The following is a 22393-nucleotide window of genomic DNA, read 5'->3' on the forward strand; positions in this document are numbered from 1 at the left end:
CTCCGTGCGGTGTGCGGTGTGCGGAGTGTGGTGTGTGGTGTGACGATGCGCGGGGGGCAGGTCTCACCAGGTCACGGGCAGTTCGTGGACGCCGTAGACGAGCATGTCGTCGCGCATCGGCACCTCTTCCACCGGAACCGCCAGCCGCAGCGTCGGGAACCGGTCCAGGAGCGCGGACAGCGCTGCCTTCAACTCCGCCCGGGCCAGCTGCTGGCCGAGGCACTGGTGGATACCGTGGCCGAACGCCAGGTGCGCGCTGTGCGGCCGGCCCACGTCCAGCGCCTCCGGGTCGTCGGCGAGGTGTTCCGTATCCCGGTTCCCGGAGGCCAGGGAGGCGACCACCGTGCTGCCTTCCTTGATCTGCTGCCCGTGCAGTTCCACGTCCTCCAGCGCCGTACGGCGGACCCCGAACTGAACGACCGTCAGGTAGCGCAGCAGCTCCTCGACCGCGCCGTCCATCAGGGAGGGGTCGGCGCGCAGCGCTGCCAGCTGCTCGGGGTTCTGCAGCAGGCACATGGTGCTGAGCGCGATCATGTTCGCGGTCGTCTCGTGCCCGGCTATCAGCAGCAACACCCCCACGCCGACCAGTTCTTCGTCGGTCAGCTCCCCGGACTGCACCAGCTCGCTGAGGATGTCATCGGTGGGCTTCTCCCGCTTGGCGAGGACCAGTTGGTGGATGTAGCCGCGCAGCGCGGCCTGCGCCTGCTGGAATTCCTCGGGGCTGGAATGCAGCCGGACGATCGTGGCCGAGTTCCGCTGGAACTCCTCACGGTCGGCGTAGGGCACCCCGAGCAGCTCGCAGATCACCAGCGAGGGAACCGGCAGCGCGAAGGCCTGGACGAGGTCGACCGGGCCCTCCGCCGCGGCCATCGCGTCCAGCTGCTCGGCGACGATCTTCTCCACCGCCGGCGCCAGCTGCCGCATCCGTCGCACGGTGAACTGACCGGTGAGCAGCCGCCGGAACCGGGTGTGCTCCGGGGCGTCCATCATGATGAACAGCCCGGGCGGCGGGGGCGGTGCGTCCTCCATACCGCCGCCGCCGGGCCGCAGGACGATGCGCTTCGCGCTGAACCGCGGGTCGCTGAGGACCGTCCGCACGTCGTCGTACCGGGTGACCAGCCAGCCGGCGGCACCGTCCGGGAAGGTCACCGGCGCGACCGGCTCCTGCTCACGCAGCGTCCGGTACTCCTCCGGCGGGTCGAAGGGGCAGCTCCGCACAGTGGGCTGGGTTTTGAGGGGCGGGGTGTTCGTCACGGAAGGGTCCTTTCCAGAGAGAGGGATGTCTCGGGGGTCGTGCGGTAGTTGGTGGCGCAGGAGTGGCCGCCGAGGGCGCGGCGGTAGATGCGCCAGCCCAGCAGCGTGCTGAGCGCGAGGACGGGGGGCCCGAAGGCGTCGGCCGTGCCGAGGGCGACCACCTGGCCGGACAGGTACAGCGACAGCTGGATCGTCAGCATCACCGCACTTGAGGCGAGGATCAGCAGGTTGCCCTTGATGTACGCCCGTCGCCGTACGGGGCACCGGTGCCAGCCGGGCCCCTCCTTCGTGATCAGCGCCACCGCCACGCCCATCAGCGGTCGTCGGATCAGCAACATCACGGCGTTGGCCACGACGACCACGCTGTGCATCACCAGGTTGGGCAGGAAGAAGTTGCTGGCGTCTCCGGTCTTCGCGGCCAGCGTCCCCTGGACGCACACGAGACCGAGGACGGCGAGCGCGCGCCACACCGATTCCCCGCGCACCACCCGGTAGACGCAGACGCCGGCGGCTGCCGCCAGGGCGAGCGCCAGCGCGATGGTGAGCTGATGAGTGAAGGCGAAGCTCACGGTGAATCCGAAGATGGGCGCGATATCGATCACTGCCGCGCGCAGCCGGCTGCGAAGGACGGCCTGGGCCGCCTCCTCGCCGTCGGCCATATGGTGTGCTGTTGGGTCCACGACTGCTCCAGGCTCCTCGACAGACGGTGGGCGTCTCGTCGCTTGCGACCTGGTTCACGATGCCGTTGCGCCCCCGCGCCCGTCGTCGTGCGCCCGCAGACACTTGACCTGCCGCAATCGCAGTACGACGGCGCAGCGCCTACCACGGGCGCAGACGCCGGCGCGGTCGGCGGGAGGTGGATCGAGCGCGCCACCGGGACGTGGCCCAACACCCCGCCGCGGGGCCCGGAGGGGCGGGGCGAAGAACAAGGCCACGAAGAAGGCCCAGGTCTCGGACCTGGGCCTCAACTGTGGAGCGTATGGCGGGAGTCGAACCCGCGGGTGGGGGTCTTTGCCCCCTTGCGGTGCCGTCAGCCGCGTCCGGTGAACTGCTGCCCGACGCCGAGCCCGCGCAGGCTGGCGAGGACCTGGGGGTCCTGGGCGTCGAGCCAGTCGCACAGCTGCCGGAAGGAGACCATCCGGACGTCCTTGTGCTTCTCGTCGGCGATGTGCTTGATCGCCTCCTCGACGGCGTCCATGTAGATGCCGCCGTTCCACTGCTCGAAGTGGTTGCCGACGAACAACGGGGCCCGGTTCGTCTCGTACGCCCGCTGGAAGCCGGCTATGTAGGCGTCGGCGGCCTGCTTGCGCCAGCGCGGGTAGTTGGCCGGCGGGCCCTTGGTGGAGTTCCTCGACTGGTTGTACAGCATGTTGTAGTCCATCGAGAGGACCCCGGAGGGGAGGTTGCCGAACGGGATCGACTGGAGCGGGAAGTCCCAGATGCCCTGCTTCTTGGTGGGCCAGACCTGGAGGCCGCCGGGCGAGCTGGCGTCATAGCGCCAGCCGCGCTTGCGCGCCGTCGGCAGCAGGTTCTCCTGGCCGAGCAGGCACGGCGTACGGGCGCCGACCAGCTCCTTGCTGTAATCGAAGGGCAGCGGTTCGAGGTCGGTGAAGCCGGTGTTCGTGCGCCACTTGGTGACGAAGTCCATGGCCTGCTCGATCTCGGAGTCCCACTGGGCGGGGGCCCAGTTGGCGACCGAGCCGGTGCCGCCGCAGAAGTGGCCGTTGAAGTGGGTGCCTATCTCGTGGCCTTCCAGCCAGGCCGCGCGCAGGTTCTTCAGCGTCTCCTTGATGTGGTCATCGGTGAGGTAGTCGATGTCGGCGGCACCGACGGGGTTGTTCGGCGGCCGGTACAGGCGCTTCTTCGACTCCGGCAGCAGATACAGCCCGGAGAGGAAGAAGGTCATCGAGGCGTTGTGGTCACGGGCGAGTTTGCGGAACCGCGGGAAGAGGCCATTACCCACCTCGGCCGCCCCGTCCCAGGAGAAGACCACGAACTGCGGTGGCTTCTGGCCCGGCTTCAGCTTCTCCGGCGCGGGCGGCTGGTTGGGCTGCTTTCCGGTGTACGCGGTCGAGCCGTCGCCGATCGGCTTTCCCTTCGCCGTCTTTCCCGGCTCGGTCCCGACCTTGCCGGAGTCCGACGACCCGGGGAGGGAGCAGCCGGCGACGGAGAGCGCGGCGGCCGCTCCTATCCCGAGTCCACATATGCCCCGACGGCTGAATTCACGCATTACGGTGCCCATCGCATTCGTTCGAAGTTCTGGTGTGGGGAGGACGACCGGAGAAGTGGGACGCCCATAAGGAAGGTGGGGAGGCGGATGCGGGTCAACTTCGAAAAGGCGAAGGCCGCGATTCCTGTGTCCGGCGCCCCGCAGCCGCGTCGTGGTCCGGCGTCATTTTCTGCATGTCGTGCTCCCCCGTTCGATGGGCGGGGCAGAAGGCTGAAGGCCTCAGCAGCCCTCATCCCATGCCCTTGGACGCACATGACTCTCACGGAGATCGCTAGTGCACCGGTAACGCCTCACTAACAAGCGTTGTGAGTACCGGCCCTGCGGTGAGGACGCAGCGCGGAGGAATGGCGGGGAGGGGAGGGGTGGGGCCGCTCAGGCCGGTCCAAGGACGGATACCCGAGCCGCGCATCCGGTCCGGGCGACTCGCTCCCAACTCGGTACCGGAGAATGCTTATTCGCGATCACGCCGTGACGAGTCCCCTCGGGCCCTCGCCGCCCCCGTACCACCAAAGGAACGCCGGATGAGCATATGGACCAGCAGGCTGGATGCCGCGGGTATTCACGACCCGCGGATGCGCGACGACTTCACCCGGCAGCGCGCGGTGGTGGCCCGTTACAAGCGCGCGGCCTACGCCGCGGTCCTTCTCCTCCTGCCGCGCCCCCTGGCTCCCCATGTGATCGCCGCCGTCGCCTTCATGCACCACACCGACAACCTCCTCGACCAGGGGCCGCTGCCCCAGCGCGCCGCCGCCTATGCGGCATGGGAGAAGGAGGTGCACCAGGCGCTGGCCACCGGCACCAGCGACCACCCCGTGATCCGGCCGCTCCTGCACACCGGGGCCTGTCACCCCCGCCTTCTCGTCCATGCCAAGGACTTTCTCCGCACCGCGACCACCGAACTCGAATTCACCGGCTTCGCCACGGAGTCGGATTACCAGCGCTATCTCGACGAGTACTCACTGCCCGCTTTCCTGCTGGTTGCCGGTCTGCTCGTGCCCGGTGACGAACCTGCCGGCTACCGCGCGGCCTGCCGCACCTACATAGACGGCAGCCAGCGCCTCGACTTCGTCAACGATCTCGCCGAAGATCTGTCCGACGGCAGGCTGACCATCCCTGAGGACGCCTTGCTGAGCCACGGCGTGACCCGTGCCGGCCTCGTACAGGCCCAGGACACCCCCGGAGCCCGCGCGCTGTTGCGGCACCTCCTCCAACAGGCCCGTGCTGCCCTGGCCGCCAGTCACGGTGTGACCGGGTTCCTGCCTCCCGCCAACCGTCCTTTCGTCCGGGCGCTGATAGCCCTGGAAGAGGCCACCACCGACGCGGCCGAGGCCAAGGGACCGGGCCTGCTGACCGCCCCCGCACGCCCCGCCGTCTCCGCGATGCTGAAGATCCTCCTGCGCGAATACCGCCACACGCGCAGCCTGCGCCGCTCCGGTCGCGTCCGCTCGCCCCGGCCCGAATGAAGGAGGCGGGGGCCGCGGGGCCGCGCTCCGCCTGAATCACGGCCGGCTCGTGTCCGGCCGTGCGGAGTTGCGGCGCCTGGGGCACGGCGTGACGCTGGGTGGAGCCGGAGGGTGGAGGCGCCGGAGGCGTACGCCGGGAAGGACGGAAGCCGTGACCGACCCTGTACAGATCCTGTGGACACCTGCCGGGACCGCCATGCCGTCGCTGGGCTCGCGTGCCCTGGTCGAGGTACACGACGGGGACACTCCGTACGTCAAGATGCCGGTCCGCATGCTGTCCGTCGACACTCCGGAAACGACGGCGGATACGGCCGAGCAGGCCGAGAACGTCGACAAGGAGTTCAAGCAACTGGCCGCCTGGATACGGGAGGGCATCGCGCCCATCTCCGAGGACCTCGCCGCGTTCCTGTTGCCGAAGATCGAGACGGGGAAAGCGGGCAGTCTGCAGTTCGGCCAGGGCACGGCGGCGGCCGCGTTCAACACGGAGAACATCAAGAAGAGGCTGGCCGAGGGCAGGAAACCAGGCAAGGAACGCAGCATCTTCATCCGCACCGCCGACGACCACTTCGACGACAACAACCGCCTGCTCGCCTACATCGCGCCGAACTACTCGAAGAAGGAACTGGCCACTCTGCCGAGGGAGAAGAGACCGACCTTCAACCTCGATCTCATCACCGAAGGATGGGCGGCACCCTTCGTCATCTACCCCTCCATCCCCGGCGAGCTCGACCTTCCCCTCCTCCTCAAGGCCGCCGACAAGGCGGTCAAGGGCAAGAAGGGAATCTGGAAGGACCCCAAAACCCTGCTCGCCTACGAGTACCGGGCCCTCGAGAAGCTTCACGACGTCACGAAGAAGAAGGCCGAGGGGCAGGAGTGGAAGCCCGGCGAGGCGTTCTCCTGGCGGACGAGGTACTGCGTGGACATGCGCGATCGCGAACTGCACGGTCCGGAGGACTACTTCCGGGTCCCGCCGGTCTACCGGCTGTTTCTCTGGCCGCAGGACGTGAAAGACGCCATCGGCCGGCTCAATCTGACCCCGTCGCCAAGGCTCGCAGGAGGGGGCGGCGGCGCACGCTGAGATCTCCAGCCTCCAGACGACGAAGCAGCCCCAGGTCACCGGCCTGGGGCTTTCGCATGGAACGGGTGACGGAGTCGAACCCGCACTCCCGGCATTCCCTAGTGACGCAGCTCACGAACTGACCAAATGACGAATCTGGTCAGTTCGTGGTTCTCTGGAGCCATGGACATCACGAACGACAGTGGCCGCCGGGCTCTGGTGGTCGGACTCGGCATCAGTGGAATCGCGACGGCCCTGCGGCTACGGCAGATCGGCTGGACCCCGGTCATCGTCGAGAAGGCGGCCTCGCGGCGGTCCGGCGGATACTTCATTGCCCTGTTCGGGGCGGGCCGCGCCGCCGCACAGCGCCTGGGCATCATGGACGGCCTGAGCGACCGCACCCCCCGCGACGGCGCGAACTTCACCATCGACCGCATCGGAAACCGGCGGCTGGGCCTCGGCTACGCGGACCTGCCGGGAAAGCCGTGGATGATGCTGCGCGGCGACATCGAAGAGGCGGGCTTCGACAAGCTGCCGGCGGACGTCGACATCCGCTACGCGACCGTGCCGACCCACCTCAAGCAGGACGCCGAGGGCGTGGACGTCACGCTGGCCAACACGGTGGACGGCACCTCGGTGACCGAACGGTTCGACCTGGTCGTGGGCGCGGACGGGCTCCGCTCCACCGTGCGGAAACTGGCGTTCGGGCCGCACGAGAAGTTCCTCCGCCGGTTGAACTACATCGTGGCCGCCTACCAGCTTCGCGGTCCGGTCAGCGATGTCGCCTCGGATGACGGCGCCATCCTGCTGGAACCCGACCGGTCGATGTGGATCTTTCCCTTTGCCGACCATCCTCCGACGGTGCTGCTGAGCTACCGGGCCGACGACGTGGACGCCGAGTTCAGTGGGTCGCCCGTCGAGCGGGTGCGCGCGGCGTTCGGCCGCGGGCCGACCGGGCGCGCGCTGGGTGAGGCGCTCGACGCGCTGGAGTCCGCCGACGACCTGCTCTTCGACTCGGTGGAACAAGTGCACATGGACCGCTGGCACCGCGGCCGGGTGGTGCTCGTCGGCGACTCGGCGTGGTGCGTGACGCTGTACGCCGGAATGGGCGCCTCGGCCGGACTGGCCGGAGCGGACCTGCTCGGCACCATGCTGGACGGCCATCCCGACAACGTGGGCCGAGCCCTCGCCGAATGGGAGAAGGCGCTGCGGCCCTATGTGGAGCACTACCAGCAGAACGGGTCCCAGCAGCGCAAGTTCTTCGTCCCGACGAACCGTCTCCAGCTCACCGTCCGCAGGCTGATGACGAAGGGGATGCGGTCCCCGGTGACCTCGCGCGTGATCCGCGGGCTTCAGGCGAAGAGCAAGACCGCCCGCTTCAAGGAAATGGACATCGCCCGAGCATGATGGCGGGACCCGCGTCCGCGGGTCCCCTCCGCTCAGGCTAGGAAGTGACCATGGCAGCACTCGTCGAACAGGACTCCGCCAAGGCCGCCCGGATTCTCACCGTCGCACAGGAGCTGGTGCTCAAGCGGGGGGTCAAGGGCGTGACCGTGGCGGAGATCGCGGAAAAGGCACACGTCGGCAAAGGCACCGTGTACCTGTACTGGGGCACCAAGGAAGACCTGCTGGTCGGGCTGTTCGCCAGGGAGTTCCTGGCCGTCGTGGAGGGCTCCATCGACGCGCTGACCACGGACCCGGACGCCGCCCGGCCGCACCGGCTGTGTCCGCAGCTCATTCACAACGGCCTGGAGCGCCCGTTCGTCCGCGCACTGCAGACCGGCGACTCCGACCTGTTGGGCGTCCTGACCCAGCACCCGCGCAGCACCGAACTGCTCGGCACGCTGGGCCCGGCCGCACTCATGTACACGGTCCTGCCGGTGTGGCGTCAGCACCGGCTGGCCCGGACCGACTGGCCGCTGGAGGAACAGGCGTACGCGCTGCAAGCACTCATGGCGGGCTTCCTGGAGACCACCACCCGTGCACACACCCTGCGTGAGGTGACCGTCGACGCGCCCGACAAGGTCATCGCCGCCTCGGTGACCGCCTTGCTCGGCCCCGGAGAAGCCACCCCGGACGACGTCCGCGCAACCGCTGACGAAGGCCTGCGGCTGCTCCGCGAAAAGCGTGAACTCGTACTCGCCTCACTCGCCGGCGACCACGACTCCGGCCAGGAAACCGGCCAGGGGTAGGAGACCAGGGAGCCAGCTGATCGCTCCGCCGGAGCATCCCCGCGACCGCCCGCGTTCACCTGTCCATACCGTCGTGTTGCCGCATGTTCCGGTGCACGGCGGCACATTCAGGGGCGCCCGGGCCCGGCGTCTTACGGGCTGTCAGAGTTTGGGTGCCCGTTGAACCACTTCCGGATCGGACACGTGGTCTCCAGTGACACATGTATGCCGCAACGTCCGGGGAGATTCATGACGCGCAGATGGTCGCTCATCACCGCGATCGCCGTACTGACCGTCGCGCTGGCCTTTGTCGTCACCCAACTGGTGCGCGGCCAGGGGTCCGGGGAGGCCGGGAAGGGGCAGGCCGGGGCGGAACCGGCCTCGCCGGGCGCGGGTGCCGAGTCGCTGCGCGGCGTCGGGTGGTGGCCCCTGCACCGGTCCGGCACCGCGAAGGAGGGTGAGCACGACGCCGTCGTCAGCGGCGGCACGCAGTGGACCGACGGCCCCGAGGGCGGCGCCCTGCGGCTGGACGGCACCAGCGGATTCGCGGACACCGGCTCCCGGATCGACACCGAGGGCAAGGACTACTCGGTCGCCGCACGGGTGCGGCTCACCCCCGAGGACCTGAACGGCGTCCACACCGCCCTGTCCCAGGACGGCGACGCGGTCAGTACGTTCTTCCTCCAGTACTCCGGCCAGGATGAGAACTTCGCGTTCAGTTTCCCCGGTGCCCGTACCGTCGCGGAGAAGACCGGGCAGCCGCAGACCGGCCGCTGGTACCACCTCACCGGTACGTACAGCCGGAAGGACCACCGGATGCGGATCTACGTGGACGGCCGGCTCGCGGGAAGCAGGGGGGCTTCCAGCAAGGTGAAGCCCACCGGCGCCGTGGTGGTCGGACGCGGCAAGTTCGGCGGGAAGGCGGCCGACCACTGGAAGGGCGACATCGCCGACGTGCACGTCTACGACCGGGAACTGACGCCCGGTGAGGTGAAGTCGCTTTCCTCCCGCGAACCGGACTGACGGCGGGCGTCGGTGTCCGCCACGGGGCATCGACCGACGGAACGAGGCGGTACGACGGCGGTACCGGCGTGTGTTCACCGCCGTCGCGTGCCGTCGCGTGCCCGCTGCATGCCGCTGTGTGCCGCCGCATGCCGCCGGGCACGCCGCACGGGCGTACGTCCGCTCACGGTGGTGCCCGCCGGCTCTCCCGCAGCGGCTGAACCCGTCTCCCCACAGACGACCGGAGAGGAAACAGGCCTTTGTCGGCCAGCGCTTCGACCGAAGACCGCATACCCTGCCCCCACACCGCGGAAGCCGGCCCCGACGAGTTCCTCAGAGCCCTCTACCGGTTCCACGGCAGTGCGTTGCTGCAGTTCGCCGCACGGCGGCTGGAGGGTGACTGGCACCGCGCCGAGGACGCCCTCCAGGAGGTCGCGATCCGCGCCTGGCATCACGCCGGGGAGCTCGACCCGACCGCGGATTCGGCGCGGCCGTGGCTGTTCACCGTGCTGCGCAACCTCGTCATCGACGGTCACCGGGCCCGCCAGGCCAGACCACCGGAGACCGGCGACCCGGAGCTCGCCCACGTGCCGGTGTCCGACGACGTGGACCATCTGCTCACCTCCCAGGTGCTCTTCGAAGCATTGCGGGACCTGCGGCCGCCGCAGCGCGAGGTCCTGCTGCACGTGCACTACCTGGGGCGCAGCGTCAACCAGACGGCCAAGGTCCTCGGGGTGCCGCCGGGCACGGTCAAGTCGCGGACGTACTACGCCGCCCGCGCCCTGCGGGAGGCGCTGCGCAGCCGCGGGCTGCACTCGGTCCGCCGTGACCGCGACGCCGGATGAGACTCATGCGAAGCGCCCCGCGTGCCGGGTGATCTCCAGGCCGAGCGGTCCGGTGTCGAGCGATCCGCCCGCACCGGCCCGCCAGCGCCACCCCGTGGGCGCGTCGCCGAGCACCAGCAGTGCGTCACCGCGCCGCAGGCCGTCCAACGCGCCCTCGCGCCGCGGGAGTTGTGAGGCGTCCACGACGAACAGATGGGGCGCCTCACCCTGGACGGCGATCCGGCTGCTGCCCTCGATCAGCCGGAAGATCTGGGTGACGTCGGACGATCCCGGCTCCGGCTCTCCCGGGTCCGCCGAAGCCGCCCTGGCGAACGCCTCCTCCAGGCTGGCCGCGGTGTGCAGACGCGAGGTCCGCGGCATGTCGTCGCCAACGAGCCCGTCGCCGGCCAGGGATCCCACCAGGGTGACCTCGGCGAGCGCCCCCACCGGGCCGGCGAGCGCCTCGGTGATGACGGCCCGCGCCAGGCTGCGCACCTCCTCGTCCGGGCCCGCCACGGAGACGGGACCCGCCGCCCGGGAGAGGTCGACCAGCACCCGGTCGGCGCCGTCCAGCCCCACCGTCACCGTCAGCGCGTACGGCAGGGCGGGTTCGCCCTCCGGACCGGGGCGGTGCAGGTCGTCGGGCGAGACCGTCCAGCGCTCGCCGTCCGCCTCGGCGGTCCAGGGCGCGGGGGCGGCCTCCTCCGCACCGGCCAGCAGCAGTCCGAGCCGCTCCTCGGAGTAGACGACGGCGTACAGGTCGGGCAGCGACCGGCCGGAGCGCAGGCATTCGCCCGTCAGCCGGCGCAGGCCCGCGTCGACCACGTCCAGCGCCTGGCGCCCCACGACGGCGGCCGAGGCGGCGACGGGCTTCGGCGGGCGGGGCCGCCGCTCGGTGACGACCAGCGCGGCCACCGCTCCGATCAGCGCCAGCCCCAGCACCACGGCCAGGACGTACCAGATCATCTTCTGACTCCTTGTCGGGGCGCCCCGGCGGCGGAGCCGGGACGGGCGGAAGCGGGGGCGGCGCCGCGGCGGACTCGCGGCGCCGTGCACCCGAAGGCCACTACGGGGCGCGGCCGCGGACGGTTCACCGGTGCGTCCGTGAGCCGTCCGTGAGCCCGCCCGCCATCCGCCCGCGCACCGTCCGTGAACCGTTCGCAGGCACGCTCCGTAGGTCCCGTCAGTGGCGCGGGAGCCGACGAGCACGGCTGCCGCGGGCCCCGCATTCACGCCGGCTGGAGGACGTTTCGTGTCGTTGATGTTGACCGTGGTCGAGGGGGACGGTGACGCGTTCGACGTCCACCTCGACGCCGACCCCGACACGCCCGTGGGCGCCGTCGCGGAGGCGCTGGCCGGGGCGGGTGGGGTCCACCGGCCCCCGGAGGGCCTCGGCCTGTACGCCGGCGACCGGCTGCTGCCCGCGGACCTGCGGCTGCGGGACGCGCAGCTGCGCCACGCGGCCATCGTGGGCCTGGGCCGCCCGGCGGGCACCTCGTCGGCCGAGCCGGACGGACTGGTGGAGGTCCGTGCGGTCGGCGGGAGCGGGGCGGGCGCGGTGCACCGGCTCGACATCGGCGAGTACCGGATCGGACTGGCACACGACGGGACCGCCCAGGTGCTGCGCGCCGTACCGGCCCGTCCGTTCGCCGTCCTGACGGTGGGCCCCCAAGGACGCTGCCGGGTGGCGCCCGACGCGTCCGCGCCGGACGGCGGCACCCTGCAACTGGACCGCGAGGACCTCGCCGGGGCCACCGCCTGGCCGGCCGGCGCACAGCTCCTCGTCGGCGGCTGCCTGCTCGAACTCGCCCTCCCGCAGCGGCCGGACGCGGCCGTGCAGCCGTCGGAGGACGGCACCGGCTGGGACTACAACCGGCCGCCGCGGCTGCGGCCGGCCGAGAACCGCACCCGCTTCACCCTGCCCTCCCCGCCCGCGGCGCCCGCCGCCCGGCCGCTCCCGTGGCTCGCCGCGGCCGCCCCGCTGGTGATGGCGGTGGCCGGGGCGACGATGCTCGGCCGCCCGACGATGCTGCTGTTCGGGCTGCTCTCGCCGGTCGTGATCGTCGGCAACTACCTGATGAGCCGGCGCAGCGGACGGCAGTCCCACTCCGGCGATGTCGCCGCCTACGAGGAGAAGAAGGCGCGCATCGAGGGCGACGCGGAGCAGGCCCTGGCGGCCGAGCGCACCGCCCGGCGCCGCGGCTTCCCGGACCCGGCCGAGGTCGTCCTGACCGCCGTCGGCCCCCGGCGCCGCCTGTGGGAACGCCGCACCTCGGACGCCGACTTCCTGGAACTGCGCATCGGGACCGCCGACCTGCCCTCCGACGTGGTGCTCCAGGACCCGACCAAGGACGAACACCGCCGCCAGGAGCCGTGGACCGCGTACGACGTCCCGGTGACCGTTCCGCTGCGGGAGCACGACGTGCTGGGAATCGCCGGCGAGGGCCCGACCGCGCGCGCCGTGGCACGGTGGGCGGTCGCCCAGGCCGCCGTCCTGCACAGCCCCCGTGACCTCCAGATCCACCTGCTGACCACCGGCGGCCCGGGCCGGGACGGCTGGTCCTGGCTGCGCTGGCTGCCGCATGTGCGGAAGAAGTCCGGCGACACCCCGGCGAGCATCGGCTACGGCACGGAGACCTGCGCCCGGCGGGTCGCCGAACTGACCGCGCTGATCGCCGAGCGTGCCGGGCAGGAGGACCGGCGGAGCCTGACCGCCGGACCCGACGTGCTGGTCGTCCTCGACGGGGCCCGCAGGCTGCGTTCGCTGCCCGGCGTGGCGCAGATCCTGCGCGACGGACCGTCCGTCGGCGTCCGCGCGGTCTGCCTGGACTCCGAGGAGCGGCTGCTGCCCGAGGAGTGCCACGCCGTCGTCACCGAGGAGCCCGGCGGAACCGTGCGGGTGGGACGCTCCGGGAGGGGCACCGTCGGGGGCATCCGGCCCGACACGGTGTCCCTGGACTGGTGCCGTTCGCTGGCCCGGGCGATGGGTCCGCTGCGGGACCCGGGCGGGGACGACGAGGAGGCCGCGGTGCTCCCCGGTTCCGCGCGGCTGCTCGACGTCCTCGCCCTCGACCCGCCGCAGGCCGCCGGCGTCCGGGCGCGCTGGACGGCCGGGGGCCGCTCGACCCGGGCGGCCGTCGGCGTCTCCCTGGACGGACCGTTCTTCCTGGACCTCAAGCGCGACGGTCCGCACGGGCTGGTCGCCGGTACCACCGGCTCCGGCAAGTCCGAACTCCTCCAGACGCTGGTCGCCTCGCTCGCGGTGGCGAACCGTCCGGACGCGATGACGTTCGTCCTCGTCGACTACAAGGGCGGCTCCGCGTTCAAGGACTGCGTGGACCTGCCGCACACCGTCGGCATGGTCACCGACCTCGACGCCCACCTCGTCGAGCGGGCCCTGGTGTCGCTGACGGCGGAGCTGACCCGGCGCGAGCACATCCTCGCCGCGGCCGGCGCCAAGGACATCGAGGACTACGTCGAGCTGCTGGAGCGGAACCCGGCGGACCACCCGCCGATGCCCCGGCTGCTCATCGTCATCGACGAGTTCGCCTCGATGGTGCGCGATCTGCCGGACTTCGTGAAGGGCCTGGTCAACATCGCGCAGCGGGGCCGCAGCCTCGGCATCCACCTGATCCTGGCGACACAGCGCCCCAGCGGCGTCGTCTCCTCGGAGATCCGCGCCAACACCAATCTGCGCATCGCGCTGCGGGTGACGGACTCCGGCGAGAGCCAGGACGTCCTCAACTCCTCCGAGGCCGCCGGGATCTCGCAGAGCACACCCGGCCGCGCCTATGTGCGCTTCGGCCAGAACTCCCTCGTGCCGTTCCAGTCCGGACGGGTCGGCGGCCGCCGGCCCGGCGCCGCGGCCGCCTCGCTGCCGGCGCCCTGGGCGGTGGCGGTCGGCTGGGAGCGGCTCGGCGAGCCGCTGCCGGCGCGGCCGCGCGCGGCCGCCCCCGCCGAAGTGGAGACCGACCTCACCGGGCTCGTCGCGGCGATCCGCGAAGCGGACCGGGAGATGGGCATCCCCGCACAGCACAGCCCCTGGCTGCCGCCGCTGCCCGAGCAGCTGGTCACCGCCGGCCTGCCGCCCGCCCCGCCCTCGGACTACGACCTCGCGCCCGTCGCGTACGGCGTGGTGGACCTGCCCGCACAGCAGGCCCGGCTCCCCCTGGTGATCGACCCCGCGACGCTCGGGCACCTGCACATCATCGGCTCACCCCGGCAGGGCAGGTCGCAGACGCTGCGCACCATCGCCGGGAACCTGGCCCGCGTCCACTCCCCGGCGCAGCTGCACATGTACGGCATCGACTGCGGCAACGGCGCCCTGCTGGCCATGGAGGGGCTGCCGCACTGCGGCGCCGTCACCCAGCGCACCCAGCCCGACCGGGTGGCCCGGCTGCTCGCCCGGCTGACGGCGGAGCTCACCCGGCGGCAGGAGATGCTCGCCGCCCGCGGCAGCGCCGACCTGACGGAGCTGCGCCGCGCCCTGCCGGAGGACGAACGGCCGCCGCACCTCGTGCTGTTCCTCGACCGGTGGGAGGTCTTCGACAAGCAGCTCGGCGAATACGACGCCGGGAACCTGCTGAACTCCGTGCTGACCCTGCTCCGGGACGGCGCGAGCGCGGGCATCCACCTGGTGATGACCGGCGACCGGGCGCTGTTCTCCAGCCGGGTCAACAGCTCCACCGAGGACAAGCTCGTGCTGAAGCTCAACGAGAAGTCCGAGTACGGAATGATCGGCATCACCCAGCGGAACGTGCCCGACGAGATCCCGCCCGGCCGCGCGTTCCGCGCCGCCGACAAGGCCGAGGTGCAGATCGCACTCCTCACCGAGAACCCGGAGGGCCAGGCGCAGGCCGCGGCGCTCCAGCAGATCGCCGAGCAGTGCCGCGAACGGGCGGGTCATCTGCCGGCCGCCACCCGGCCGTTCCGCGTCGACACCCTGCCGGACCGGCTCACCTTCGAGGAGGCCGCCCGGTTCGTCCCGGCCAGGCGCTCCGCGCGATGGGCACTGGCCGGCGTCGGCGGCGACGAACTCACCGCCCTCGGCCCGGACTTCACCGTCACCCCGACCTTCCTCGTCGCCGGGCCCGCCCGCTCGGGACGCAGCACCGTCCTGTCGACGCTGGCGCTGGCGCTGCTCGCGGTCGGCACCCCGGTCGTGGTCGGGGCCCCCGCCCGCTCGCCGCTGCGCAACCTCGCCGGACGGCCCGGCGTGCTCGCGGTGTTCGACGAGTCCGACATCGACCCCACGGCCCTGGAGGCGGCGCTGGCCTCCGCGCCCGACGGGGCCGTGGTGCTCCTCGACGACGCCGACCTGCTGCTGAAGACGAAGGCCGAGCCCGTCCTCACCCAGATCGCCAAATCCGGTGCCGAGACCGGCCGCGGCCTGGTGATCGCCGGGCAGACCGACCGGCTCTCCTCCGGCTTCTCCGGCTGGCACACCGAGGCCCGCCGCAACCGGTCCGGACTGCTGCTGAAGCCGCAGAACATGAGCGACGGCGAACTGATCGGCGTCAAGGTGCCCCGCAGCCGACTGGGCGCGACCCGCCCGGGGCGGGCGATCCTGCACCTGGGCGACGGCGTGCTGCGCACCGTCCAGGTACCGGAGACGGTGCTTGCGGAGCCGGGCGCACCTGCCTGACCCCCCGTGCCGGACACACCGTCCGCACACCACAGAGGGCTCCCGCCGTTGAGGTCGGCGGGAGCCCTCTCGTCTGTGGGGCGGGGCCGGGTCAGGCCGTCCCGAAGAGCTGCCCCGGAAGGCCGCGCCCGGAACAGCGGATGAGGTCAGCGAGGGCGGAACCAGTCCGGGTTGTCGGCCTGGGCGGTTCGCTCAAGGTACTGATCGAGGCCGCCGGCGACCCAGATGCGGCTGTCGTCCTCGTGGTCCCAGACGTAGATCTCCGAGCCGGTCCCCGTCCGCGCGAAGGCGAACTGGTCGCCGCCTCCGTTGTCGCCGAAGAAGAGCAGCGAGTCGAACGGCATGTAGAGCTCGCCGATCGAAGCGTCCGTGCGCAGGAAGGCGTTGTCCTCTCTGATCCTCTTCAGGTCCCAGACGACGCCGGCGCCGAGGCCGTCGTGTACGCCGTCGCTCTCCAGCAGCAGCGCCTTGAGGTCGTCGGGGAACGGATGTCCCAGGGCCTCCTCAGCGGCCGCGATGCCGTCCTGTCGAGCGGGATCGGCGAGGTGCCAGTCGACGCCGAGGCGGCTGATGAGTTCTCTCCACACGTGCATCACCTTGCGGGGCGGTCGCCGGGGTCCGGAATCGGGTAAACACTAGCGAACGGGCGGATCGAACTGTTTCCCGAACTTGTTGTCGATGTCCGTTGCCTTGTCGAGGAGCTCTTGCCGGGTCGGCGGGTTCGCCGAGGGGTGGAGCTTGTAGAAGTCATTCCATTCCTTGCGTATGTCGCTCAGGTGGACCTTGCTGTTGATCTGGTTGGGGATTCCGCGCAGGTTCTCCACGGAGTTGATCTCATCTGCCCTGAAGACGTTCGGGTACCTCTTGAGAACCTGCTGTTCAACGGCGTGATGGATCACCATGGGCTTCCCCTGCTGGGCGGGGTTGGCGTTGAAGAAGGTGTCCCGGTACTTGTCCGAGCCGTTCTGGCCCACGGTCGCGGGCTTGTGCCTGGGACGCAGGTTGTAGCCGCCGCCTCCGTTGCCCGGAGGAGGGCAGGGACCGCCGGCCAGACCCCAGGGGTCCGTGCCCGTCCGTGGGTTGTCGACATAGGCGACGGGGTTGGGCGCGGCTGCCAGCCCCAGCGGGTCCGGTGACGCGTACCGCCCGGTCTCCGGATCGTAGTGGCGGAAGTAGTTGTAGTGGAGGCCGGTTTCGGGGTCTTCGTATTGGCCGGGGAAGCGGAGGGGGGTGACGGCTGTGGCGTCGCGGTTGCGGGCGGTGGTGCCCCAGAGGGTGGTGCGGGAGTGCCAGGCGATGTGGCCGGATTCGTCGACGAGTTCGGTGGGGGTGCCGACGAGGTCGGTGACGATGGCGAAGAAGCGGGAGTCGACCTCGGGCCCGGTGAGGCCGGACGCGGAGCCGCCCTGGGCGGGACCTGCGGCCGAGTCTCCGTCGGCCCTGGAAACGGGTTTGCGTTCGAGTTGGGTGAGGGGGCGGTGGCCCTCGTGGTCCCAGGTGAGGGTGACGCCGGTGGTGGTGTCGGTCTGTTCGGCGAGGCGGGTGCCGTCCCAGGTGAAATGGACGGCCTCGGCCACCGAACCATCCGCGTTCATACGGTACTTGGCCGTGCGACGGCCCAGCGGGTCGTAGGTGTAGCGCCACAGGACGCCGTTGGGGGTGGTGCAGGACAGGAGGTGGTCCTCGGCGTCCCACTCGTAGCGCCATGTGTCGGGCTTCCCCGACAGGCGCCGCTTCTGACGCAGCACCATGCGGCCCGCGGCGTCGTGTTCGTAACGCACCGCGCCCGCTGCGTCGATGCGGGTGCCGGTGTAGGAGCGCTCGCCGCGGGCCTCGGCGCGGCCGGCCTTCTCCGGCCAGCTCGCGGAGGTCTGGTTGCCCGCCTGGTCGTAGGCGTAGGACTCGCTCCATCCATCCGCCGTCACCGTCAACGGCCGGCCGACGGGGTCGAGTTCCATCCGCTGGACCGTGCCGGACACCGCGTCGGTGACGGCCGTGAGGTGATCGTCGGCCCGGTAGGTGTAGCCGCGGTCGCGGAGGGTGCGGCCGGGGGCGACGAGACCGTGGGAGACGAGGCGTCCCGCCTTGTCCCAGGCCGTCGTCGCCCGCACGGGCGAGGCGTCCGTGCCCCAGACGCGTGCCAGTTCGCGGCCGAGGACGTCGTGGGTGAAGTTCAGCCGGTGTCCCCCGGTGGTGAGGGACTCGCGATTGCCGGCTTCGTCGTAGCCGAGCTCGGTGACGGCGCCCGTGGGTGTCACACGGGAAGTGCGGCGGCCGAGGAGGTCATGGGTGAAGCGGGTGGTGCGGCCGTCCACCGTCTCGGCGAGGAGGCGGCCCATGAGGTCCCGCTCGAACTCCACCGTCGAGTGGGGGGACGCCGCTCGGACGAGTTCCCCGCCCGGGTCGTAGGTGTACGACGTGAGCACCCCTGCGACATTCTTGGCCAGCCGCTCACCGACGGAGTTGTACTGGAAGGTGATCTCCTCGCCCAGGGGCGTGGTGTGGGAGACCACCCGGCCCACGGCGTCGTGAGCGTAGGCGATTTCGCGGTCGTCGAAGTCGGACTCGCCGGTCAGCCGGCCGGCCCGGTCATAGGTGTAGTCCCAGCTCAGGCCCTGCGAGTTGAGCACCTTCGTGAGGCGCAGCTCCGGGTTGTAGGCGAAGGCGTAGCGGACGCCGTCAGGGCCGGTGCGGGCGGCGAGCTTGCCGAAGTGCGTGTACTCGAAGGTGCTGACGCCGCCCGCCGGGTCGGTGCGCTCCAGACAGTTGCCCTCACCGTCCCAGGACAGGTACTCGCTCCGGCCGTCGGGCGTGGTGCGCGCCGATATGAGGCCCTCGACGGTCCACGTGGCACGGGTGACGGCGCCCAGCGGATCGGTCATCACCGTGGGCCGGCCGAACGCGTCACGTTCGATGGTCGCCCTGTGCCCGGCCGGGCCGACGAGTGCCAGGGGGAGGCCCGCGCCGTCGGCCTCGTATGTGGCCACCGCGCCGGACGGGTCCGTCTCCGAGGCGATCGCGCCGGTGCGGTGATGGGTGAAACGGCTTGTGGTGCCGTCCGGGGCGATGACCGCGGTCAGGTTGCCCCGCGCGTCGAACTCCTGCCGCCACGTCGTCCCGTCGGGGCCCGTCGACAAGGTGGGAAGGTTCAGCTCGTTGTACGACGCTGTCGACGTGCTGTCGTCCGGAAGGCGGACGACGGTCGGGTTGTGGGCCCGGTCGTACTCGAACCGGGTCGTGTTGCCGAGGGCGTCGGTGCGGGCGAGGAGGTTGTCGTAGCGGTCCCACTCGGAGGTGGTCGTGTGCCCCAGCGGGTCGGTCTCGCCGATGACCTGGTGCAGGTCGTTGAGCTGGTGGACGGTCGTGGCGCCGCAGGCGTCGGTGTAGTGCGTCTGCCGCTGGTCGGGGTCGTAGCTCCAGCGTGAGGAGAGGTAGCCGTCGGGGCCGATGGTCTCCGTGACGCGGTTGTCGTCGTCGTAGACGTAGCGGTACGTGGAGCCGTTCCGGTCCGTCCAGGAGGTGATGCGGGACCGGGCGTCGTAGCCGAACACCAGCGACTTGCCCGACGAGTTCGCCACGTGCGTGAGGTTCCCGTCCGCGTCATGGCTGTAGGACGTGACCTCGACCGGGCCCTCGGGCGTGCTCACCGCCAGACGCAGCAGACGCCCGGCGAGGCAGTGCACGTCGACCCGGTAGCCGCCGGAGTGGACCAGCCTCGTCGGGGTGCCGTCCTCCAGACGGGAGACGCCGACCTCGTTGCCGTTGCGGTCCTGCCACCGGGCGAGCCAGTGCAGGCCGCTCTCGTCGTGACCGGGAGGGGCAGCGAAGGAGCGGACGAGGCCCGTGTGCGGATCGGTGATGCGGTAGGTGACCTCCCCCGCGGCGCCGGTTGCCTCATGGGTCAGCGGGAGGCGGGGGCCTTCCTCGGGCCACGCCCGCTCATCCGCCCCGGCGGCGGGCAGGCCCGGGTAGGTCAGGATCGAGCCGTCCTCGCGGGCCCACAACACCCGTCCCCGGTCGTCGACTTCGAGGCGTTCGTCCAGGGTGGAGGCCCAGGACGGGCCGAAGAACTGCCCGTACCGGTACGTCGACAGATGCGTACGCGTGATCACCAACGGCAGGACGCCGGGCAGCGACAAGTCGGTCTGCGGCAGCATCATCTCGCCGCTGGCCACATCGACCGGGTCGGTCTTGCAGGTACGGCTGTTCGCCGACCGGCTGTTGACGCGGACGCCGCCCTGCGGATTCTTCATCGAGCCGGGCTTGACCCCCTTCAGAGCCGAGCCGATCCCCCCGACGCCCTTGAGGAGCGCGGCCCCGCCCCCGACCAGGCCCACGACGCCGAGCACGATGTCGAGTGGATTCCACTCCCCCGACTCCGCGCTGATGGCGAGGTTGATCCCGAGCGACGCCGCGCCGGCCACCACGCTGCCGATCGTCAGCGCGAGCCCGATGCCCTGCAGACCGGGCACCAGCAGGGCCAGGACACCCAGCACCGCGCTGATGATGCCGAAGGCCGTACTCAGCGCCTTCTTGATCTTGTCCCACAGGCTGTAGCCCGCGACCGACTCGTCCCTCGCGTCGTCCAGCTTCTGCGCCGCCGTGGAGGCGTCCTCCTCGCGCACCTGCCGCGCGTCCTCGGCGAGCAGCCGGGCCGCGTCCAGGTCCGCCTGTGCGTCATCGGCGTGTGTCTGCGCCGTGGACTGCTTGCTGTGGGCCTCGTCCAGCGCGCGCCGGGTGCTCGCCCGCGCCTCGTGGTCATCCGGAGGGTGCGTGACCCCGTCCAGCCGTCCGATGTCGGCACCGGCCGCACGCACCACCTCGGTGGCCGACTCCAGCCGCTCCTTGGCCTCCCGCCCCTGCTCCAGCGCGTTGTCGGCATTCCGCTGCTGATCACGCAGCGAGTGCACATAGGTGTCCAGGGCGCCGGCCGCCTGGTCGTAGGAACTGTGCAGCTTGCGCACCTGCTCGGCCAGGTCGCCCAGCTTGTCCCGGAGCTTCTCCATGGTCTTGCCCTCGCCCACCTGCTGGTTCTCCAGCCCGGAGACGAGGGGAAGGGCGTCACCCGCGTTGTCGGCCACGGAGCGATAGCTGCGCGCGAGCTGTCCGAGCACCTCCGCATCACCCGGAGTCGGGTCGTCCGAGAACCCGAAGACCGATTCCCACTCGGACACTGCCGGACGCGCCATGGCCGCGACCTCACTTTCCCTTGTCTGCTTCGCCCATGGGGCCTCCACCGGCCGCTTCCGCCGCCGGATCCGCTGCGCCGGACGTGCCGGCCGGGTCCTCGAAGCGGAACGACTCCGCGATCGCGTCGAAGACCTCGTAGAACTGGTCCGCGAGATCCACGTTGGGGGTGGAGCTGGCGAGCACCAGATAGTCCCGGCTGTTCGGCACCGGGATCAGGGTGTGCCGCATCGCGGTGGGGACGGGCTTCCCCTGGTGGTCCACGTCCTCGATCCTGCTGATCCGCCCGGCCGCTCCGATGTGCGGCAGTTCCACCAACTCCACCTCGCCGGGGGGCAGTCCGGTGCCTTCCGCCGCGGTGCCGAGCTGCATACCGGCCGCGACGACGAGGTCCGCCAGATCCTCCGCCTGACCCTCGGGAACGGAGATCCGCAGCACGGCCGTCGTGGCGCTGAGCACCAGGGGCCCGCTGCCCGCGGGAAGAATCCTGAGCATCCCCGACGCCCGCAGCGCGCCCTGCGCGTGCGCCTCGCGGGCGATGCGCCGGGTACTGCGGATCAGCGCGTCCACCTGCTCGCGGGAGAGCTGCGGGGCCTTCTTCACCTGGGACTCGATACGGCGGCGGATCGACGCGTCCCGGGTGCTCGGGTCGAGGTCGAGGTGCCACCAGGAGTCGGGGAACCTCAGCGTGTAGCCCGCGGGCGCGCCCTCGGACCGCTCGGTGACCGGCTGCGTCATGACGCATGTCCCTTCTGCACGACGCTCCTTGTCACGCGTTCTTCTTCGATTCGTCCAGCGACTTGGCGCTGTCCTCGTCCGTCTTCGTGAAGTTCTCGGAGATCTTGTCCGTGTTCTCCGCGAACACCTTCACGTTGTCGTGGACCCGCTCGTGACCCGCCACCCACGCCTTGTCGAAGTCGTCGAGCGCCTCCGCGAGACGGGAGTCGCCGACGACGCTCTTGAACGAGCCGGCCTCACCCGTGGCGTGGTAGAGCGTCGCGCTGTTGCCGATCAGTTCCCCGATGCGCTGGAGCTCATTGGCCGTGTCCTTCAGGTCCTGCACGGGAACGCTGATGCGACCCATCGGTGCCTCCTCTCCTGCTCCGGCCGTCCGGCCCCGCCCTCACCAGGAGGACGGGGCCGGTCAGTTCGGGACAGCTCAGCCGATGGAGCCGGACGTCTGGTCGTCGGTGTCGACGAACGCGTCGGCGACCTGCTTGATGAACTCGCTGACGCCCTGCAGGCCCTCGATCGCCTTCTCGGTCCCGTTCTTGTACTCCTCCCAGTACGGACGGAACTTGGTCTCCGAGCCCGGCGTGGCGTAGGCCGCCTCGACCATCTCGTCCATCTTGGTGTTGGCCTCGTGGAGGCTCTGCTGCATCAGTTCCTTCTGGTTCTGCAGCCAGGTCGCCGCCTCCCGCATCTCGTCCGGGCTGATCTGGATGTTGCCGCCGGCCATGCCGATTCCTTCCCTCGCTGCGTATCGCCGCGGCCGGTGGGCCGCACACACGGGGCTGTACGGGGCATCTTCCGGGGCGGTTCACGGCTGTTGCGGAACGGT

The 22393-nt window shown here is 70.9% G+C and carries 16 protein-coding genes; 7 read left to right on the forward strand and 9 right to left on the reverse strand.

The genetic code is table 11. The features are described from left to right. Positions 1–63: 63 nt before the first annotated feature. The 3 genes from STRNI_RS22295 to STRNI_RS22305 all read right to left on the reverse strand — a co-directional run bounded on the left by STRNI_RS22295 (position 64) and on the right by STRNI_RS22305 (position 3484). On the reverse strand, positions 64–1254 hold the full coding sequence (locus tag STRNI_RS22295; RefSeq protein WP_277411882.1) for a cytochrome P450: 1191 nt from the start codon (positions 1252–1254) through the stop codon (positions 64–66). Continuing rightward, a complete protein-coding gene (locus STRNI_RS22300; RefSeq protein WP_277411883.1) occupies positions 1251–1934 on the reverse strand; it encodes a DUF3159 domain-containing protein in 684 nt (227 codons plus the stop codon). Before STRNI_RS22300 ends, STRNI_RS22295 begins: the two co-directional genes overlap by 4 nt. 350 nt (positions 1935–2284) lie before the next feature. Beyond that, a complete protein-coding gene (locus tag STRNI_RS22305; protein WP_277413306.1) occupies positions 2285–3484 on the reverse strand; it encodes a polysaccharide deacetylase family protein in 1200 nt (399 codons plus the stop codon). A 521-nt stretch (positions 3485–4005) separates the two neighbouring features. On the opposite strand from STRNI_RS22305, the gene STRNI_RS22310 reads away from it, so the two are divergent. The 6 genes from STRNI_RS22310 to STRNI_RS22335 all read left to right on the forward strand — a co-directional run bounded on the left by STRNI_RS22310 (position 4006) and on the right by STRNI_RS22335 (position 10022). Continuing rightward, positions 4006–4947 (forward strand): squalene/phytoene synthase family protein, encoded by a 942-nt coding sequence (locus STRNI_RS22310; RefSeq protein WP_277411884.1) that lies wholly within the window; start codon positions 4006–4008, stop codon positions 4945–4947. A 151-nt stretch (positions 4948–5098) separates the two neighbouring features. After that, positions 5099–6025: a thermonuclease family protein gene (locus tag STRNI_RS22315; RefSeq protein WP_277411885.1), complete on the forward strand. Its 927-nt coding sequence runs from the start codon at positions 5099–5101 to the stop codon at positions 6023–6025. A gap of 162 nt (positions 6026–6187) precedes the next feature. Beyond that, the gene (locus STRNI_RS22320) at positions 6188–7411 is read left to right on the forward strand and encodes an FAD-dependent monooxygenase (RefSeq protein WP_018092346.1); all 1224 of its coding nucleotides are present in this window, start codon (positions 6188–6190) and stop codon (positions 7409–7411) included. A gap of 50 nt (positions 7412–7461) precedes the next feature. Then, complete coding sequence (locus STRNI_RS22325; RefSeq protein WP_277411886.1) at positions 7462–8196, forward strand: TetR/AcrR family transcriptional regulator; 735 nt, start codon at positions 7462–7464, stop codon at positions 8194–8196. Between the two features lie 228 nt (positions 8197–8424). After that, the gene (locus tag STRNI_RS22330; protein WP_277411887.1) at positions 8425–9198 is read left to right on the forward strand and encodes a LamG domain-containing protein; all 774 of its coding nucleotides are present in this window, start codon (positions 8425–8427) and stop codon (positions 9196–9198) included. Between the two features lie 239 nt (positions 9199–9437). Next, positions 9438–10022, forward strand: a complete 585-nt coding sequence (locus STRNI_RS22335) for a sigma-70 family RNA polymerase sigma factor (protein ID WP_018092354.1) — start codon at positions 9438–9440, stop codon at positions 10020–10022. A 3-nt stretch (positions 10023–10025) separates the two neighbouring features. On the opposite strand, the gene STRNI_RS22340 is transcribed toward STRNI_RS22335, so the two are convergent. After that, positions 10026–10967: a hypothetical protein gene (locus STRNI_RS22340; protein WP_018092353.1), complete on the reverse strand. Its 942-nt coding sequence runs from the start codon at positions 10965–10967 to the stop codon at positions 10026–10028. A gap of 295 nt (positions 10968–11262) precedes the next feature. On the opposite strand from STRNI_RS22340, the gene STRNI_RS22345 reads away from it, so the two are divergent. After that, on the forward strand, positions 11263–15645 hold the full coding sequence (locus tag STRNI_RS22345; RefSeq protein ID WP_277413307.1) for an FtsK/SpoIIIE domain-containing protein: 4383 nt from the start codon (positions 11263–11265) through the stop codon (positions 15643–15645). Positions 15646–15791: 146 nt separating this feature from the next. Here STRNI_RS22345 and STRNI_RS22350 read toward each other — a convergent pair whose 3' ends face one another. From STRNI_RS22350 to STRNI_RS22370, 5 genes are all read right to left on the reverse strand, one after another. Further along, on the reverse strand, positions 15792–16232 hold the full coding sequence (locus STRNI_RS22350; protein ID WP_266438255.1) for an SMI1/KNR4 family protein: 441 nt from the start codon (positions 16230–16232) through the stop codon (positions 15792–15794). A gap of 48 nt (positions 16233–16280) precedes the next feature. Beyond that, on the reverse strand, positions 16281–20834 hold the full coding sequence (locus tag STRNI_RS22355) for a DUF6531 domain-containing protein (protein ID WP_277411888.1): 4554 nt from the start codon (positions 20832–20834) through the stop codon (positions 16281–16283). Between the two features lie 10 nt (positions 20835–20844). After that, positions 20845–21570 carry a hypothetical protein gene (locus STRNI_RS22360; RefSeq protein WP_277411889.1) on the reverse strand — a complete coding sequence of 242 codons (726 nt, stop codon included), beginning with the start codon at positions 21568–21570 and terminating at the stop codon, positions 20845–20847. A gap of 31 nt (positions 21571–21601) precedes the next feature. Continuing rightward, a complete protein-coding gene (locus STRNI_RS22365) occupies positions 21602–21916 on the reverse strand; it encodes a hypothetical protein (RefSeq protein ID WP_018092349.1) in 315 nt (104 codons plus the stop codon). A gap of 75 nt (positions 21917–21991) precedes the next feature. Next, the gene (locus STRNI_RS22370; RefSeq protein ID WP_018092348.1) at positions 21992–22291 is read right to left on the reverse strand and encodes a WXG100 family type VII secretion target; all 300 of its coding nucleotides are present in this window, start codon (positions 22289–22291) and stop codon (positions 21992–21994) included. Between the last annotated feature and the right edge of the window lie 102 nt (positions 22292–22393).

Source organism: Streptomyces nigrescens, assembly GCF_027626975.1.
GTDB lineage: Bacteria > Actinomycetota > Actinomycetes > Streptomycetales > Streptomycetaceae > Streptomyces > Streptomyces nigrescens.

Bases quoted from the DNA above. Each gene is read 5' to 3' on its own strand.
- STRNI_RS22305 (WP_277413306.1), bottom strand. From the start codon at position 3,484: ATGCGTGAATTCAGCCGTCGGGGCATATGTGGACTCGGGATAGGAGCG.
- STRNI_RS22310 (WP_277411884.1), top strand. From the start codon at position 4,006: ATGAGCATATGGACCAGCAGGCTGGATGCCGCGGGTATTCACGACCCG.
- STRNI_RS22320 (WP_018092346.1), top strand. From the start codon at position 6,188: ATGGACATCACGAACGACAGTGGCCGCCGGGCTCTGGTGGTCGGACTC.
- STRNI_RS22325 (WP_277411886.1), top strand. From the start codon at position 7,462: ATGGCAGCACTCGTCGAACAGGACTCCGCCAAGGCCGCCCGGATTCTC.
- STRNI_RS22330 (WP_277411887.1), top strand. From the start codon at position 8,425: ATGACGCGCAGATGGTCGCTCATCACCGCGATCGCCGTACTGACCGTC.
- STRNI_RS22340 (WP_018092353.1), bottom strand. From the start codon at position 10,967: ATGATCTGGTACGTCCTGGCCGTGGTGCTGGGGCTGGCGCTGATCGGA.
- STRNI_RS22345 (WP_277413307.1), top strand. From the start codon at position 11,263: ATGTTGACCGTGGTCGAGGGGGACGGTGACGCGTTCGACGTCCACCTC.
- STRNI_RS22355 (WP_277411888.1), bottom strand. From the start codon at position 20,834: ATGGCGCGTCCGGCAGTGTCCGAGTGGGAATCGGTCTTCGGGTTCTCG.
- STRNI_RS22360 (WP_277411889.1), bottom strand. From the start codon at position 21,570: ATGACGCAGCCGGTCACCGAGCGGTCCGAGGGCGCGCCCGCGGGCTAC.
- STRNI_RS22365 (WP_018092349.1), bottom strand. From the start codon at position 21,916: ATGGGTCGCATCAGCGTTCCCGTGCAGGACCTGAAGGACACGGCCAAT.
- STRNI_RS22370 (WP_018092348.1), bottom strand. From the start codon at position 22,291: ATGGCCGGCGGCAACATCCAGATCAGCCCGGACGAGATGCGGGAGGCG.